Here is a 15941-nt window from a genome sequence, read left to right as displayed (position 1 = left end):
ATGGATGGCGTAGGAACCTCCATCGTCGGGAGACCTCGACGTCTACCTGCGGACCGACGCGCCCGGCCGACCTACACCCTCATCTGGGAAGAGCCTCTTTCGACACCGCATCGCTGAGCACCGACTCGCTCGAGGAACTGAATCTCGGCAAGATCAGCGAACTGCTCAAGCTCGGCATCACCGCCGTCTCTTTCATCACCGCACTGAACTCGCTCAGCTGAGCGAACATTCGGGCTGACGCCGAACCGAAAACCTGTCGAGGTATGAGTTCGCCACGAGATGCTCCCTGCGCGTTGGGACCGAACTCCACGGCCCTACGTGTAGGGAGCAGTTCAGTTTTTGAGTAGATAGATCTCAGGGGAGCGGAAGCGGTCATTCCTGATCCCGGTCCATCGGCGCCGGCAATAGGAATACGTAATATCCACGGTGAGAAGAAATTCAGCTTTCCGGTACGCATCACTGTCTAGGCTGAGACGTGTGATTGTGGGCGAACAAGTCTCGCGGCGAACACCTTCCGGCCGGACTGAATCTCGGGGTCAACAAATGGACGTGCATCTTCTTGAGGATGTGGCGGCGCGTAGCCTCGATTCGGGTGCAGACCCTCAGCGGTGGCCCGATCCGTCACCACGGTGTTAAGAGAATGCGGCCTGCACCGCAGTAAATTGTTTTCCGGGCTCAGTCCCTCGTACTGTTCTAGTATCGTCGACCAGCGCCCCGCCGCACGGTTCCAGGCCCTCAATTCAGGTGTCGATAGTGAGTCGCCAGACTTTGTATGCACGGTAGATGGATGCCGCGATCAAGCCCCCCCTTTCCGCTTGGACGTCTCTTCGCGAAGGCAACGAGCGGTTTGTCAACCACGCGTCCATGCCCTCGACAACGGAACTTGCTCTCAATACGTCAACGCATCACTGCTGGTGACATGATGCGTGATCGTGGAGGCATGGATGGGCAACAAGGCGCTCGGGTTCACTGTGGATCAAGAGAACACGATCTGGGAGATGTGGCGTCGCGGTGATTCGCTGAGTGCGACCGGGCGGGTCCTCGGGGAGAGTGTCCCTCAGATCGGCCGGTTCCTGCGTAAATCCGGCGGTATCCGGCCGCTCCCACGTCGTCGGCGAGCATCTCATCTCACGGCCGGGGAGCGTGAAGAGATTTCCCGTGGGATCGCCGCCGGTGACAGCGCTCGGACGATCGCCGACAAACTCGGAAGATCCCCGTCCACGATCGCACGGGAGATCGCCCGCAACGGCGGCCGCGAACACTATCGGGCGACCCCGGCGGATGCCGCAGCGTATGTCCGCGCGCGCCGCCCTCAAATCTCGACCCTCTCTACCAGGCATTTTCTGCAGGAGGTTGTCACAGGGAAGCTGAGTGAGCAGTGGTCACCGCAGCAGATCTCCGCCTGGCTCCGGCGCGAGTACCCGTCCGATCCGCAGATGTGGGTTTCGCACGAGACGATTTACCGTTGCCTGTATATACCGTCGCGACAAGTATTCGACGACACAAAATTTCACGAACTGCGTACCGATCGGCGGATCCGCCGGCCTCGTGGGAAGAAACGCTCCCACGGGCGCGGGCAGATACGGAACAGGGTCCCCATCGATCACCGCAGCTCTGCGGCCGGTGATCGTAGCGAGCCCGGACACCTCGAAGGCGATCTCGTGTTCGGCACCCGCCCGTCAGCGGTCGCGACGCTGGTGGATCGGCAATCACGCGCCGTGCATGTGGTCGCACTGCCGGACGGGTACCGGGCCGAGACGGTTGCGGACGCCTTGATTGCCTATCTGGGCCGGTTGCCTGCGCATCTGCGTCGGTCGTTGACGTGGGATCGGGGACTGGAAATGGCCGCGCACGAGCGCATCACCGCAGCACTCGACCTGCCCGTCTACTTTTGCGCCCCGCATCATCCGTGGCAACGAGGGACGAACGAAAATACGAACGGGCTCCTGCGCCAGTACCGCGCAAGAACGCTGACCTGCGCACTTTCAGCCAGGAGGGCCTGAATTCGATCGCGGCGAGACTCAACGATCGGCCTCGTCGGGTGCTCGACTGGGACAGTCCACGCCAACGAGAAGACCAGGTGCTCGGTTCCTCCGCAGTTGGATAGCAAAGCTGGCCATAACGGCGGTTGGCATGATGATGGTCATGGCTGCTACCGGACTTCCCGAACTCGATGTCGCCCGGATCGTGAAGTACTGCGCCAGTAGAGTTCCCGATCGTCTGCGTCATGAGATTCGGGTCGAATGCGACATCGCGCCGCGCCATGTCACGATCTGCGAATGCCGGTCGCCGTGGCGTGAGGACTTCGGACCGGAGTGGACGCGATTCCCGATCGCCCGCCTGTCTTACACGAAGAAAACCGGGCTGTGGACTTTGTATTGGCGGGACCGGAACCTCAAATTTCACCGTTACCAGTTCTTGGCGCCGAGCCCTCACGTTCAGGATTTGCTCGATCACATCGAAAACGGTGGCGATCCGATCTTCTGGGGCTGATCCGTTATCGTCGGTGATGCGTTGACCTATTGAGACCAAGAACTGTTCCGGACAGCTTCGTCCGCAGTGCGGTCGAGCGTGGTTCTGATAGGCAGCAACGAGGGCTTGTCCACCGTCGACGAACTCGAAGGCCGTCACGTCGTGGAGACCGGCGCGCTGATCATGCAGAGGTCGCGGATCATCGCCGACAAGATGGACAAGAGTGCGTGCGCGATCGTCGGTGTCACGTACACGTTGTCCGACGGTCACATGCGAGTTCAGGGCACAGTCGGCGACATCGGGAGCATCTGATCCGCGAACGAAAGTAACGTGCATCGGTATCGTCAGGGTTGGGTTACAGCATTTCGGGCTTGAATTCAGGATGCCGTCGGATCCGTTTTTGGCCCTGGAGTGTGAAGCGAGTGCAAGAGCATACGGATCTCGGTGCGGTGGTAGCGGCGGTGACCGCCGATGGTCGAGGTAAACCCGATTTTTCCTTCGTCAGCCCAGCGAGCGACTGTTTTCGGAGTTACACGAAAAAGTTCGGACACTTGTTTTGGAGTGAGTAAGTCTTCGGAGCCGATATCAAAGACAGCGGGAGGAGGTGGCGGTCCATTGCCACCGCTGCTTTCGTGCTGAGCGGAGGCTGGAGTCGACCCGTTCAGGCCCATGATTGTCCTTTCGAGGAGTCGACGGTGCGTGATTCTTTCTGACTCGGATGCCCGGTATCGGATCGAAGAATTTTTCTGTACGCGGTGAGCAGATATTTTTCGGCAGCGGTGTAGTCGGTGATCGGGGTGCCGTCTGAGTCTGTGGTATCGACGATGAGTTCGAGGTAGCGGCGGCGGTATAGATAGGCATCGGGTTGCTGCAGCAAGAATTGCGCGGCGGCGATGACTTCTGGACTCGACGCTGCACGTGCGAATCTGGCGTGAGACTGCAGGTGGCGATCTATGTCGTTGTGCGGGTACGGATCTGACTCTGTATTTGTTGGGTCGTGGGCGTTCATCAGGTCGTGCTCCTGGCGTTGATTCGTTCTGTGTCGCCGTCGTAGTAGTCCAACAATCTCTGATCCATCACCCGGCGCCACAGCGGTGGAATCCACGCGATCACGATCATCACTGCGTAGCCGGCCGGAAGTTGCGGCGCTTCGGCCGCGCTACGCAGACTTTGGTACCGCAGCTTCGGGTTGGCGTGGTGATCGCTGTGCCGCTGCAGTTGGTAGAGAAACAGATTGCTCACGACGTGATCGCTGTTCCAACTGTCAGCGGGGCTGGCGCGAACGTACGAGCCGTCGGCACGCTTGCCACGCAGCAGGCCGTAATGCTCGAGGTAGTTCGCGGCTTCGAGGAAGGTGAATCCGGCAACTGCCTGCAGCAGGAGCCAGGGCGCGACCTCCCAACCGAAGATACCGATCAGCGTCGCGAAGAGGACAACACTCATCGCCCAAGCGTTGAGAATATTGTTCTCGAAGCTCCAGGTTCGTTTGCCTTTCCTCTGGAGTCGAGCGCTCTCGATGCGCCATGCCGAACGCAGCCCGCCGAACACACTTCGTGGCAAGAACCTCCAGAAGCTCTCACCGAACCGTGAGCTGGCCGGGTCCTGCGGAGTAGCTACACGCACATGGTGGCCGAAATTGTGTTCCACGTAGAAGTGCCCGTAGAGAGATTGCGCAAGCGCCACTTTCGCGAGCCACTGTTCGATCTTCTCGCTCTTGTGGCCGAGCTCGTGGGCCGCGTTGATACCGACGCCGGCGACGACGCCCACCGTGAACGACATCGCGATCTTCTCCGCGATTCCCATCGGAGCGTTGATCCAGCACCAGCAGGCGAAGACCAGACCGGCGTATTGCAAGGGGAGGAACGCGTAAGTGCACCAGCGGTAGTAGCGGTCCTTCTGCAGTCGTGGGATCGCATCGTCCGGCGGACTTTCGCCGTCTTCACCGGCCAGCATGTCGATGATCGGGATGACGATGACCAGTAGCCACGCGCCGGTCGCCCAGAACAATCCGAGACGAAGGTTGTCGACGAGAAACCAGGAGATGAACGGGCTGAGTGGAATCAGCAATCCGAGCGGCCACAGGTACCTCTTACGATCACGCCACACCGAAGGGCCTTCGATGCTCGCGGGTGTGGAAGCCGCGGGAGTCATGGTGACATCTGGTGAATAGGGGGCATTTTCCTAAGGATTCAGTCTTAGAGGACGTTTACGATATGTGTATCTCATTCCAGAGCCGAGGGTTACACGTGGAATCGAAGTAAGAGGTGATCGCACGTCGGGGGCTGAGGCGCGGCCCTACGATCTCGGCCTCCTCGGATATCCACGAATCGCCGGTGGCTAATCCGTCTTTTTCGCACGATCGATGAATGATCTTGGTGAAGAACAAGACTCGTGTTCATTCCGGGATGCCTTTGCCAACCTGCTTGGGCATGTTGCGACTTTGGGTGTGCCCATGATTCGGAGCGAGCGCTCCATCAACCTCGGATGCGGGTGATGGAGACCACAGCAATACGGCAGGGGCTAGCTACACGACTTCCGGCTGCTGTGTACTAACTGACATTCATTCGAGACGTTCGAGCCCCACTTTCCGAGGTTCCTGCTGAGTGCAGATGACTATGCTCGCTCTGTAAGTTCACGTGAGAGTGGGGCGACCGTGATGGTAAAGGCTGATCCAGACGACCACCTTGTTGCTGTGCTGTGTTCTGTTTCCTCCGGGAGTCGTGCAGCTTTCGCCGAATTCTACGACCGGACTTCCCCTTGGGCCTGCGACCTGCTCATGCAGATGTTCGGTGATCAGCGAGTTAGCGACGAACTGGCACGGTCGGTGTATCGCGAGGTATGGGCATGCGCGCCCGAGTACAAGACGGAAAACGGGAGCCCTACGGCGTGGGTAATCATGATTGCTCACCGGCGAGCGATAGAAAAGATTCGCTCCCGCCCTCGGCGCGAGGCTTTATGGTCCTCTCAGGAGGCCTCCGGATCGGCCGAGGAAGCCCACGCATGCAAAGACGGCTTCAGTTGGTCAACAGGGGATTGCCGCGCAAGAAGATACCTCTACCAGGGATATTACTGCGGTTGGACACAGCGGCAGATAGCCCATCGTGACGGGGTGACCGTTACCCTTGTGCGATCGAGCATCAAATCAGCCGTATTGACTGCACGCGCTAGTCAGCAATGCAGTCTGATGTAGCCGGAGTTCTGACGGAGGCATGTTCGGCGTTGGTGCTACGAGCGGAGAGCTTCGCGGGGTGATCGGGCGCAGTAATCGAGGTTTGCACGAATTAGGTGGTCCGACTGTGAAAGGGTTTGCAGGAAGGAGACGGGATGTGCTGGACGAGTACTGACGGCGCTCACGAAGGAGCGCCGGCGACGATCGTCGCCGGCGATCGCACCGCACTGTCGTACAGCGCCCGGGGCTTCGGACTCGAGGACGGAACGTACGTGCCCGATGAAGCGACGATCGGTTGGCGGGCGCAATGCTCGTGCGGATGGAAAGCAGTGGGGCTCATCGAGCGTGTGACCGACGCCGACCTACCTCCACGACCGGACCAGATCCTCGACCTCTCGGGAGGGCCCGCATTCCCGGAAGTAGAAGACATATGCCACGCACAATGGCTTGAGCATGTCCGCCGATCCGCTTCAGCATGCTCCACGAACGCGTTCTCCATGACCACATGACGCACGACTCGGTGAGGTATCGGTCGGGGACCTATGATTCCTGATCTGCAGTCGACTCACGCGTGAGGTCTAGGGCCGCACACCTCGCTGTTGTACAGGGGGGAGTGGTGCGTGCACCACTCCTGAGTGGTCCCGGCGTATTGTGACCCACCGCGGAGATGCGGTGGTCGGATCGAGAGGCATCGACCCGACCACGCCGATGACACCGTCGTCAACACCGATCACCTGTCCTCCGCGTAGGAGGGTGACGTCTTCTCTGGTGATCTTGGTCTTGTCGGCGCGAGCCGTCATCAGCCACTCTCCGTGATCATCCGTCAATTTCGCGAGCCAGGTCCCCATATGACCTGCCTCTACCTTCGTGTTCGTTGGCGGACCCCCCGAGTCGCGCTCTCAAACAAAGCCTCGCGCGAGCGCAGCCAGTGGGTGCCCCCGCTGTGTCATCCGCTCGGAGCACTTATCTCTGGGAGTGCATGTCCATCGTGTTTTCGTCGGCTACGAAATCTAGCCAGAAAACGCTAGCCAACAAACTCGTAGTAACGTCACTGAACGATTGTGACCGTGTTTTTCGGTGCGCTCAGTGCGTCAATTCGTCCTTCTTGGCGCGAGCCTTTTCGAGCGCCTTCTCTGCGCGCTTGCGAGCACGCTTACCCAGCACCTCGGTCTGCTCCGACGCCGTTTCTGCCCACTCGTTGCTCTTCTCGAGGGCGAGTTCGGCGAACTCCGAGCTGCGCTTGCTCGCCAGCTCTGCCAGTTCGGCGCTGCGCTCACGTGCGGTCTCGGCCAGTTCGGAGCCGCGCTTCTGCGCGACTTCGAGGATGTCCGGGCCGCGTTCTTTGGCGACCTCTCCGAATTCCGCGGCTCGCTTGCTCGCGATCTCCGCGAACTCGGAGCTGCGCTCCTTGGCAAGTTCGAGCCAATCCGTGCCGTGTGCCTTCGCGGTTTCGGCAAGTTCGGAACCGCGTTCGGACGCCACCGACAGAGCGTGTTCGACGCGATCGCTCGTGTGATCGGTCTGCGATGCGACCAACGGAAGTGCCGCGGCGATAGACGCCTGAGCCTTCTTCGCGGCGCGGCGGCCGCGCCAGCCGAGCGACGGCTTGCCCTCTGTGTCGACGGACGCGATCATCAGTCCGCCGAGCAGGCTGACGTTCTTGATGAAGTTGGTCCGCTGCATCGCTCGCAGTGACGGATCGGTTTCGTTCCAGAAGTCGTGACCGGCAAGCGTGGTCGGTACCAGGCTCCCCGCGAGGACCAACGACGCGAGGCGCGGCGCCTTGCCGGTGGCCAGCAGGGCACCGCCGCCGATCTGGACGGCGGCGTTGATCTTGACGAGTGTTTCCGGATCAGCAGGCACCTTCTGCGTCACTGCTCCTGGCAGCGTCTCGACGGATTTGTCGATCAGCGGTGACGCTTTGGCTGCTCGCTGAGCGGGGTTGCGCAAAGCATCGATTCCCCCGGCGATGAAGATCGTGGAAAGCAGTGGACGAGCAATTCGACGTACCAGCATGTTTCAAGCCTTCCAGAGTGAATGCGACATTCGGAGATAAACACTCTCCGCGGGGCCTCCCGGCAGGTTGCCCAGCTGCACTGAACTCTGTCGACAGGCACCCTCAAACGTGGAGGTGGGATGTGCCCAGTACCTCTCTTACAGGAGGAGGCGATCCCGGTAGTGGTGCATCATCATGGGTCGAGCAAATTAGGTACCCGCGCGAGCCAGATGTCCCAGGCGAGGGTTAGGCCGAGGTATATAGGGTGTTAATACCAAACTTTTCGACCGCCCACAGCGCGACCCATAGTGCCCAGAAGTGTCAGGATTGCGCCGACCACCACCAAGATGATGCCGACTGTCGTCAAAATACTGATTGCGGTGAAGTAACCGATCAGGGCCAGAATGATGCCGAGGACAATCACAGTGATTCCTATTCTCTCGCTAGGTTCTCGCTCTGCGCACCGGCCAGCCACCAGATCCGGCGGTGCGAGAAGTTCAATAGATCACAGAATCTATACCATCAGACATAGATTATAGGCAAAATTGAAACCAGATGTAGTGAGGTGGCGTTAAGCGCCGACCTGGCCCGGCCAGGAGGCCGGTCGGTGCCTGGCGAACATTGAGGAAGGACGTAGTCAAGGGCCCACCGACACTGAGCACGAGCAGAGTCTCGGTGGGCGGGCACGCGCCCGCCGTGTCGGCGACGAGCGCGAAGTTCGGGCGGTCCACCGACATCAGGTGTGAACATCGGTCGGTGGACCGTGCGTGTCAGAACCGGCGACAACTCCGACACGCAGATCGAAGACCCGCCGGGACGGAGTGGGGGACTCAACCGGCGGGTCAACATCCTCCATGCCCTGGTGCCTTGTTCTCCAAACATGAACAGCCCGCCGTATTTGTCGAGCAGGCACAACGAGGCCCAGCAGAAACCGATCAAGGCGACGGGCAGCACTCCCTGATGCTGGCCTTGTCGTCCAGAGTCGCCTGCTGCACCAGATGAGCGTCATTCTGCCGTGCGTCAGTACAAGTACATTGCCGCGTTCCTGACAAGTAACGGAGAAGGGTAGTGTTCGGCCCTCGTTCCAGGCTGGCGCGGGTGGGTGGGGGGCCGAGAATGTTCATCTCGATCACGCCGGCGGTGCGAAGCCTCACGCCCGTAACTCGATGCCATTCTGCAGCGGTTGCGACGCGGATAGACGTTGGTGATCACTCCCCGCGAAGTGGCGAGATCGTGGTATCGGTCAACGGCTGATGTCGATACCGACCGGCTGTTCGATAACGCCCCTGCATCCGCTGCGGCAATCAACGAAACTTTCCCGGCGGTCGGTCAGTTCAGGTGGTGAACCGGCGTAGAACTCGAGCACGGTAATAAACAGTGGACATCTACATTGAAGGCAGTCGCGTCCGAGTTCGGTGCCGACGACGGGCACAGTGCTCACGAAATCGACCATAGGCCAATTCTTCGAACGCGCATTCCTACTGGCAGGCAACGCATCCCGCGCACCGATGACACCGGTAAGTCTGTGACGCGATGTATGTGTCTGCTGCGCTTACCGTCGCATTCTGCAAGCGAGCCACCGACTGGGTGGGGAACACAGGAGATAGAATGAATTCTAGTAAATTTCGGAAGGGGCTTCATGGGCATCGCTGACCAGAATGGCACAACGCCGGGCGTCTCGACAGAGATGAAGTCGGGCAAGGACCTGCCACCCTCGATGATCGAGCGACTGACGTTGATTCTCGACGCCTTCGGCGGCCGAGGAGCTCGGATCACGCTCGAACAGGTTGCATGCCGTACTCGATTACCTCGCTCCACTGTCCACCGCATTCTCGATCAGCTCACCACCTTCGGATGGGTCGAGCACGCCTCCTTCGGATACTGCCTCGGTCGCCGCGCTCTCCGGGGGACGGCGACGGCGAGAGGCGCAGCTCGCTTCGTGAAGCGGCCGCACCGTTTCTGCACGAATTGCACCAGCAGACCGGTATGGTCGTGCATCTGACCGTCCTCGACGGCCCCGACGTCGTCGATCTCGACAAAGTCGGCGGACGTTTCGCCGCTGCAATCCCGTCGCGTGTCGGGGGTCACGCCCCCGCCCACTGCACCGCCGGCGGAAAAGCGATCCTGGCGTGGATCGCCCCCGAACGCGTCGACGCTCTTTTCGGCTCAGTCCTTTCTCGCAGTACGGAAAACACCATCACAGACATCAATGTTTTGCACCAGGAACTGAGTCGCATCCGCCGGCGCCGCGGTGTGGCCTTCGAGCGAGGAGAGTCAGCTCATGGTGTGGCCTGCATCGCTGCTGCGGTTCGCGGATACGAAGAACCCGTCGGCAGCATCGCCCTGTGCGGCAACAACAAATCCGTTCAGCTAGAACGCCTCGCCCCTTGGTCGTCCACGCGGTCCGTGAAATTTCTCGATCGTTGTACCCCGAATCGGACCATTCCCGTAGACCACGAAAGGCGCCTTCCGTTCCTGCGGCCACATTCTCCGCGGAGATGATGGATCGCCTCCTGGCGGCATCACCGGAAGACTGGATCTAACGTATCTCGACCGATCGAGTCCGCGGTGTCAGTACTGGACGGTATTCCCGAGAACTCGCTGACGCATCCTTAACTCCTCGACCACGCTGGATGGCGCTTGTTTGCATTCTCCAGGGCTCGCCGTGGATCAGCCATGTCATTTTGAACATGTTGGGCTGCAAGCAGATACATTTTTCGTTGAATGTGTCATTGTGCGAGAATGCGGATTCCGTTGGCGTCCTGGGCGAGGATGTGGGCGAAGTGGCGGTTGGATTTGTCGAGTCCGTCGGAGAGGTTCGCGCCACGCAAGAAGGATGCTGCGGCGGCGTCGAGGTGCCGCGCAATGCGCAGGAGCAGGCCGAGGGGCGGGAACGAGGAAGACGTGGGCGTCTGCGGTGATAATGTCGAGGGTCGATAGTAGCGACAGACCGGCCTCAGTTTCGTTGTCGTCGTGGTTGATGTGGGCGACTTTCAATGCTTCGGCCGGGGCTGCCGCTGGAAATTTCTGTGCCGAGCCTGCGACAATGTTTCCGTTTTGTCGGCACGACAGCGAACTATTGGCGGTAATGGTGTTGTGCTGCAATGTGTCCTTATTTTCAACGTTGCTTGACAGGGGCGCACGGGAGTCGGAAGCAGAAAACGGCAGGGTTAACCGCGATAGCGGCGAGGGAACCGCTGCATGCGCGGGAAGGATACGAGCTGCTGAGTCCGAGCGCTCCTCTTACCGGCGGCGACATGTGATCATCGTTCTGAAATCGATACTGTCTAGGTTTTTCGACGTGAGGATCGTATGTTCGCTGATCGGTTGAATATGTTGTTCGAGGATTCGCCGCGATTCGGTCGTCCGGTCACGCAAGCTGTGGTGGCGGACGGTCTCGCCGCGAGTGGCTCTCGCCTCTCCCGCCCTTATCTGTCTCAGTTACGTCGAAGTAGGCGGACGAACCCTTCTCCGGATGTGGTCGCTGTGCTTGCTAATTTCTTCGGCGTCGATGACAAGTATTTTTATCTGCCGGTCGACAGTGAGGGGGCGGAACCGTCGGTTGTCATCGACTGTCTCGAACAGGGGGCGTTGCGGCAACTGTTGGCTGCAGTGGTCGGCCTTTCCGAGTCGTCCACAGGGCTGGTCGTCGACATGGCGGAACGTTTGCGCCGCGCAGAGAAACTTCCAGAGATCACTGCGGGCGCTGATTGACCGAAACGTACTGCTATAGACCGGTTCCCCGACGCTGAAAGGTGAACGGTCTGGAGTGGTAGGGACGAGTATCTGCTCCTGACTGGGGAACTCGTTTTCGAAGACCACTGGGACTGCTCTCCGGGATGCGTTCGACTATGCCGTGCTCGATCGTCGGAGAACGTTCGGCGTGTTTGCGGTGCGATCGCTCACTACCCGACGTAGGGTCGGATTCCGCCAGATTATCGACCCAACCCCGAGAGTATGGCGCCGGGGGACGGGTCACGGCATTTCTCTGCCTACCGCCCCTACTTGAGGTCCCGTGCCCTTTGCCGGCTCTGGGCGTCCGGCTCGCCGGCAAGCTTCACTCCCTTACCGCCCTGCTCGAGTAGCACCTTGAGGCGGCTGAGCAAGTTCGCTCAACATGTGACAGAGGTGAACGAGCCGCCGGTACCGAGGTTCTCGTCAGAACCTCGGTTCCTGCTTGCCTGCCGGGCAGGCAAAAAAACGTCGCGTTGCGAGCGATGGGAGGACCGCGCGGAATGGTGGCAGTGACCGAGAGTGCCGAATACGCCCATCGGATCGACATTCCAGTTGGCGTCCGCCAGTAGGGGGTGGACGTTCGCGCGAGCCTTCACCAACTGAAGTCCGGATGGGGAAGTCGCGGAGTTCGGTGATGAGGGCTTCGAGGCGTAGACCTCAGCGAGGTAGGTGAGAGCGCTACCTAGTGCCGCGCGCCTAAAATTCTTTGACAGTGCGATTTGAGATACTTCAAGCATGCGGATTAAGCCCCTACTCTTGCGAGACGGCGACGATCTCGAGTTGGCCCGACGACTGCGGTCGAGGTCGATCTCCTCCGGTGCGGCGCAGCGAGCGAGGATTGTTTTGCTCGCATCTCAAGGTGAGTCGAATTCGTCGATCGCGGAACTGGTCGGGGTGTCGCGGCCGACGGTGATCTCCTGGCGCGCCCGCTACGACGTAGACGGCTTGGCCGGCCTCGAAGACGATGCGCGTTCGGGGCGGCCGCGTAGCCTCGATCGCCGGGAGATCGTCTCCGCGACCTTGATGCCGCCGCCGAAGAAATACGGTGTCACACACTCGTTCAGTGCGGTTTCCAGGACGGTTTTGGTGAACTGTTTGAGCAGGCCGTCCGGCCCGGTCAGCGACAGGCCCTGCTCCTTGGCCAGGCGCACCAACTCTGCGGCCGCCGCAGCTTCCGCGGAGGGCTCGGCCCTCTTCTTCGTCACATCTTCCAGTGTCGTCATCTCGGCACCTCCTCGCCGAGCATTCACTCAGCGTCTCGGGCCAAAACACCGATTGCGAAACAGTCCCGGCAGCCACCAATACTTTGGAAAACATCGTTCTTCTGAACCTCGGCTCGTTGCTCGGATGGCGTGGCAGGGAGGGAAGCGGTGCATGCGCCCCGGTTGTCAGGGGGTCCTGCTCGCGGCATCGGTGCGGGTGAACCGGGTGAAGTACCGCAGGGCGTCGGGGTCGTCGATCGTGTCGGATCCGATGATGCGATCGACGTCCGCTCCTTGGACGATGCGTTTGATCGGTATCTCGATCTTCTTGCCGGTGCGGGTGTGCGGGATGGCGGGTACTTCGATGATCTCGTCGGGAACATGGCGAGGGGACGCGTGGGTTCGGATCGCGGTGGTGATGCGCTCGCGGAGCTCCTGGTCGAGTGACCTGCCCGGTGCGGGGACGACGAACAGCGGCATCCAGTAGCCGCCGCCGTCGAGTTCGATTCCGACGACGAGTGCCTCGCCGACTTCCGGCAGGTCTTCGACGATGTCGTAGATGTCGGCGCTTCCGAAGCGCACTCCATGACGGTTCAGCGTTGCATCCGATCGACCGGTCACGACGACGCTGCCGCGTTCGGTCACGATTACCCAGTCGCCGTGACGCCAGAGACCGGGATAGGTCTCGAAGTAGGAGGTGCGATACCGGGTCCCGTCCGCGTCATTCCAGAAGAAGACGGGCATCGAGGGCATCGGTTCGGTGACCACCAACTCGCCGACGTCGCCAATGACGGGCCGACCGTTCTCGTCGCGGGCTTCCAGGGCCACACCCAGCATCGGTGCGGACAGCTCGCCCGCCCACACCGCCGTGTTCGGGGCGCTGCCGGCGAACCCGCTCACCACGTCGGTTCCGCCGCTGACGGAGGCCACCTGGATCGTCGATCCGACGTGGCCGCGGACCCAGTCGTACTGTTGCTCGGCCAGGGGTGCGCCCGTGGATCCGAGTATCTTGAGGTGGCTTAGATCGAGGTTTCGGGCGGGTTCGACACCCATTTTGGCGCAGGTGAGCAGGTATCCGGGGCTGACTCCGAGGACGCGGGCTCGGCAGTCCGCGGCGATCGTCCACAGGCGCTGCGGGTTCGGATACGTCGGACTGCCGTCATAGACGACGATGGTCGACCCGAGCAGGAGTCCGGACACGACGAGGTTCCACATCATCCAATTAGTGGTGGTGTACCAGAAGAAGCGGTCTCCCGGCCCGAGGTCGTGGTGCAGGCCGAGCAGCTTGTAATGTTCGAGCAGGACTCCGCCGTGTGAATGCACGATGCCTTTCGGTATTCCGGTGGTCCCGGACGAGTACAGCACCCACAAGGGGTCGTTGAAATCGACTCGCTCGAACTGCACCGGCGCGGGGCGAGCGAGGATGTCGGCCCATGCGTGAGCATCGGCGACAGCGAGGGCGTCGGTCAGGACCGGGACGTGCACGGTGGACCGCACCGTCGGCAGCAGGTCCTGCAGCGCGGCGACGTCGCTGCGCCGGTCGTGGGGACGACCGTGCCAGGTGTTCAGATGCGCAATGGCATCACGCTGCAGACCGCGAGCGTGGTCGAAGTCGAACTCCTCCAACGATTTACGGGCAGGGAAACGAGCGGCGCGGATCCGGGATTCGCCGCCGTGACTTTCTCGCGCGGAGACTTCCCGCTGCAGGCACGCGACCAGAAATTCTTCGTGAGTCCAACTCTCTTCACGTGCTCGTTCGGTCAATCGTCCGGCGGCATCACGCAAGGTCGGTGCTTTGAGGGCGCGGGACAGGAAATTCAACTCGGCGGTCAGATCATGCTGAGGCTGCCGGGTTCCGCTGTTGTTGGTGGTCATAGTGCCTCCGTTCCATCGTAGTCAGGGACGTCGAACATGGCGTCGTAATCGCTCAGCGATCGAATCTGAACCTCCGGTTCAGCCGCCGGGTGAACCACTGTGATGCGGTTATGGCGCAGTGTGACAGCAGCTTTCACGTGATCGGAATCGGAGATCGTCTGATGTTTCGCCCACGCCCGAACATGATCAGCGACGCACCGGCCCGCGCACCACACTCGCACCCGGGCCAGATCGGCGGTGACCTCGATGCGCTGTCCGATCACCGACGGATGCACCGAGTAGTCGTTCGAATCGAGTCGGATGTAGTGATCGCGGGCCAGTCTGGTCGAGTACTGCCATCCGGTCACCGGTGGCACGGGCGGCAACTCGAGCATTCGGGCGCGGTCGGCATCGATGCGATCGGCCGGGGCGCAGCCGAGGGCGCGTTTGCGACGGCTGTTCGCGATCGCTAACCACGCCGACAGTTGCCGGTTGAAATCATTGGGACCGGTGAACGAACGGCCGGGCAGAAACGAGGTCTCCAGATAGTCGTGATTGCGTTCGATGATGCCCTTCGCTTCCGGATCGGCCGGCTTACAGACGAGCACTTTCGCACCGAGAGTGCCGCGAAATCCCTGGCAGTCCTGCGTTAGTTCCACCTTGCGGTGCCGCCATCGGCCGATGGCACCTTCGCCGTCCCAGACAAGTACTCGGGGCACTGCGCCGAGCCCGACGATCAGGTGCCACCAGCCGGCGAACAGGTCTTCGGCGCCGCGGGTGGGAATCAACAAGGCAGAGAACCAGCGCGAATATCCGCAGGTCATCGTCAAGACCGGTAGTTTCGTCGCGGTCCGAACATGGCCGTGATCGATCGGCAGAGTGATCGGAGGGAACCAGAAGTCGCACTGAGCGATCTCGCCGGGAAGATACGTGGTTCGTGAAGCCGGGTCCGGCGGCAGATAGACCGGTCGAAATTCGGCGACCCTTGTGCTCAGGGTTCGGATTGAGCGGTCCCAGCCGATGCGTTCGGCGATCACCGTTGCGGGCATCGTCGGGAACTCGTGGAGCAACTCCCGAATGCGGGGTTCGACGACGTCGACGATCGAACCAGATTTGGCGCGTTGATATTTCGGTGGTCCGTCGGCGGCTAACGCCGAGCGGACGGTGTTGCGGGAAACTCCCATCAGGCGAGCGATTGCCTTGATCGGCAACCTTTCGCTTCGATGCAGACGCCGGATTTCGGCCCAATCTTCCACGGACAGCATCCCTTCGTCCCTCCTGGCTCGACTAGAGCCAGGATCGGCGGTCAGGGGTCAATATTGGGCTCTCCGCATTTGAGCGGGGCGTGTGCTGATTTCATGCTGCTGGTCTCTGCCCTCGGGTGAGGGCGATGTGGACCATGATGCGCCTTCGGTAGACGGTATGAGGGTCGGCCCGTTTCGGGCCGGGGACTCGCTTGCAAGTTGCCGTGGGTTGCCGAGTAGGCGAAGCCTGGATCGGTAGTGCCTACATT

At 60.9% G+C, this 15941-nt stretch carries 15 protein-coding genes and 4 pseudogenes; 10 read left to right on the top strand and 9 right to left on the bottom strand.

All coding sequences use genetic code 11. The features are described 5' to 3' along the window. The 4 genes and pseudogenes from ABWI03_RS33210 to ABWI03_RS33195 all read left to right on the top strand — a co-directional run. Window positions 1–221: hypothetical protein (locus ABWI03_RS33210; protein WP_350835235.1), on the top strand; the 221-nt coding region annotated here is incomplete at its 5' end. Window positions 222–944: 723 nt separating this feature from the next. Then, window positions 945–2003 (top strand): IS30 family transposase, encoded by a 1059-nt coding sequence (locus ABWI03_RS33205; RefSeq protein WP_209923624.1) that lies wholly within the window; start codon window positions 945–947, stop codon window positions 2001–2003. Between the two features lie 142 nt (window positions 2004–2145). Then, window positions 2146–2493, top strand: coding sequence for a DUF3024 domain-containing protein (locus tag ABWI03_RS33200; RefSeq protein ID WP_073513844.1), 348 nt, complete (start codon window positions 2146–2148; stop codon window positions 2491–2493). Window positions 2494–2531: 38 nt separating this feature from the next. Further along, window positions 2532–2784: pseudogene (locus ABWI03_RS33195) on the top strand (carbonic anhydrase); the annotation flags it as partial. A gap of 65 nt (window positions 2785–2849) precedes the next feature. On the opposite strand, the gene ABWI03_RS33190 reads toward ABWI03_RS33195, so the two are convergent. From ABWI03_RS33190 to ABWI03_RS33180, 3 genes are read right to left on the bottom strand one after another with little or no spacing between them, the layout of a single operon-like run. Then, entirely contained in the window at window positions 2850–3143 is a 294-nt protein-coding gene (locus tag ABWI03_RS33190; protein ID WP_081377674.1) for a BldC family transcriptional regulator, read from the bottom strand. Further along, window positions 3134–3481 (bottom strand): hypothetical protein, encoded by a 348-nt coding sequence (locus ABWI03_RS33185; protein WP_187781738.1) that lies wholly within the window; start codon window positions 3479–3481, stop codon window positions 3134–3136. The genes ABWI03_RS33190 and ABWI03_RS33185 overlap by 10 nt, the downstream gene beginning before the upstream one ends. Then, a complete protein-coding gene (locus ABWI03_RS33180; protein ID WP_149357449.1) occupies window positions 3481–4623 on the bottom strand; it encodes an alkane 1-monooxygenase in 1143 nt (380 codons plus the stop codon). The genes ABWI03_RS33185 and ABWI03_RS33180 overlap by 1 nt, the downstream gene beginning before the upstream one ends. A gap of 505 nt (window positions 4624–5128) precedes the next feature. Between ABWI03_RS33180 and ABWI03_RS33175 the strand changes: the two genes are divergently transcribed. Both ABWI03_RS33175 and ABWI03_RS33170 read left to right on the top strand, forming a co-directional pair. Then, window positions 5129–5662 (top strand): sigma factor, encoded by a 534-nt coding sequence (locus tag ABWI03_RS33175; protein ID WP_073513845.1) that lies wholly within the window; start codon window positions 5129–5131, stop codon window positions 5660–5662. 134 nt (window positions 5663–5796) lie between these two features. Then, window positions 5797–6150: a hypothetical protein gene (locus tag ABWI03_RS33170; RefSeq protein ID WP_051649807.1), complete on the top strand. Its 354-nt coding sequence runs from the start codon at window positions 5797–5799 to the stop codon at window positions 6148–6150. 574 nt (window positions 6151–6724) lie between these two features. On the opposite strand, the gene ABWI03_RS33165 is transcribed toward ABWI03_RS33170, so the two are convergent. The 3 genes from ABWI03_RS33165 to ABWI03_RS33155 form a co-directional block, all read right to left on the bottom strand. Continuing rightward, window positions 6725–7657 (bottom strand): DoxX family protein, encoded by a 933-nt coding sequence (locus ABWI03_RS33165; RefSeq protein WP_003944048.1) that lies wholly within the window; start codon window positions 7655–7657, stop codon window positions 6725–6727. Window positions 7658–7905: 248 nt separating this feature from the next. Further along, window positions 7906–8061, bottom strand: coding sequence for a DUF6131 family protein (locus tag ABWI03_RS33160; protein WP_087503832.1), 156 nt, complete (start codon window positions 8059–8061; stop codon window positions 7906–7908). Window positions 8062–8880: 819 nt separating this feature from the next. Further along, window positions 8881–9078: a hypothetical protein gene (locus ABWI03_RS33155; protein WP_125053481.1), complete on the bottom strand. Its 198-nt coding sequence runs from the start codon at window positions 9076–9078 to the stop codon at window positions 8881–8883. Between the two features lie 198 nt (window positions 9079–9276). Between ABWI03_RS33155 and ABWI03_RS33150 the strand changes: the two are divergent. From ABWI03_RS33150 to ABWI03_RS33135, 4 genes and pseudogenes are all read left to right on the top strand, one after another. Then, window positions 9277–10180 (top strand): annotated as a pseudogene (locus ABWI03_RS33150) (IclR family transcriptional regulator). Window positions 10181–10420: 240 nt separating this feature from the next. Then, window positions 10421–10558 (top strand): hypothetical protein, encoded by a 138-nt coding sequence (locus ABWI03_RS33145; protein ID WP_178377388.1) that lies wholly within the window; start codon window positions 10421–10423, stop codon window positions 10556–10558. A gap of 556 nt (window positions 10559–11114) precedes the next feature. Continuing rightward, window positions 11115–11351 carry a hypothetical protein gene (locus ABWI03_RS33140; RefSeq protein WP_223304538.1) on the top strand — a complete coding sequence of 79 codons (237 nt, stop codon included), beginning with the start codon at window positions 11115–11117 and terminating at the stop codon, window positions 11349–11351. A 756-nt stretch (window positions 11352–12107) separates the two neighbouring features. Further along, window positions 12108–12308, top strand: a pseudogene (locus tag ABWI03_RS33135) (helix-turn-helix domain-containing protein); the annotation flags it as partial. A gap of 104 nt (window positions 12309–12412) precedes the next feature. Here the strand turns inward: ABWI03_RS33135 and ABWI03_RS33130 are convergent. From ABWI03_RS33130 to istA, 3 genes and pseudogenes are all read right to left on the bottom strand, one after another. After that, a pseudogene (locus ABWI03_RS33130) lies at window positions 12413–12595 on the bottom strand (IS256 family transposase); the annotation flags it as partial. A gap of 165 nt (window positions 12596–12760) precedes the next feature. Continuing rightward, window positions 12761–14449, bottom strand: a complete 1689-nt coding sequence (locus ABWI03_RS33125; protein WP_064113783.1) for an acetoacetate--CoA ligase — start codon at window positions 14447–14449, stop codon at window positions 12761–12763. Further along, window positions 14446–15693 (bottom strand): IS21 family transposase, encoded by a 1248-nt coding sequence (gene istA, locus ABWI03_RS33120; protein WP_209923626.1) that lies wholly within the window; start codon window positions 15691–15693, stop codon window positions 14446–14448. Before istA ends, ABWI03_RS33125 begins: the two co-directional genes overlap by 4 nt. Window positions 15694–15941: the final 248 nt, after the last annotated feature.

The sequence above is a fragment of the Rhodococcus baikonurensis genome (assembly GCF_040489275.1).
GTDB classification, from domain to species: domain Bacteria; phylum Actinomycetota; class Actinomycetes; order Mycobacteriales; family Mycobacteriaceae; genus Rhodococcus_F; species Rhodococcus_F baikonurensis.
The sequence above is the reverse complement of the archived record's forward strand: the minus strand, read 5'-3'. Positions and strand labels throughout refer to the sequence as shown.

Coding starts and splice junctions, on each gene's coding strand:
- ABWI03_RS33205 (WP_209923624.1), top strand. CDS start 945: ATGGGCAACAAGGCGCTCGGGTTCACTGTGGATCAAGAGAACACGATC.
- ABWI03_RS33200 (WP_073513844.1), top strand. CDS start 2,146: ATGGCTGCTACCGGACTTCCCGAACTCGATGTCGCCCGGATCGTGAAG.
- ABWI03_RS33190 (WP_081377674.1), bottom strand. CDS start 3,143: ATGGGCCTGAACGGGTCGACTCCAGCCTCCGCTCAGCACGAAAGCAGC.
- ABWI03_RS33185 (WP_187781738.1), bottom strand. CDS start 3,481: ATGAACGCCCACGACCCAACAAATACAGAGTCAGATCCGTACCCGCAC.
- ABWI03_RS33180 (WP_149357449.1), bottom strand. CDS start 4,623: ATGACTCCCGCGGCTTCCACACCCGCGAGCATCGAAGGCCCTTCGGTG.
- ABWI03_RS33175 (WP_073513845.1), top strand. CDS start 5,129: ATGGTAAAGGCTGATCCAGACGACCACCTTGTTGCTGTGCTGTGTTCT.
- ABWI03_RS33170 (WP_051649807.1), top strand. CDS start 5,797: ATGTGCTGGACGAGTACTGACGGCGCTCACGAAGGAGCGCCGGCGACG.
- ABWI03_RS33165 (WP_003944048.1), bottom strand. CDS start 7,657: ATGCTGGTACGTCGAATTGCTCGTCCACTGCTTTCCACGATCTTCATC.
- ABWI03_RS33125 (WP_064113783.1), bottom strand. CDS start 14,449: ATGACCACCAACAACAGCGGAACCCGGCAGCCTCAGCATGATCTGACC.
- istA (WP_209923626.1), bottom strand. CDS start 15,693: ATGCTGTCCGTGGAAGATTGGGCCGAAATCCGGCGTCTGCATCGAAGC.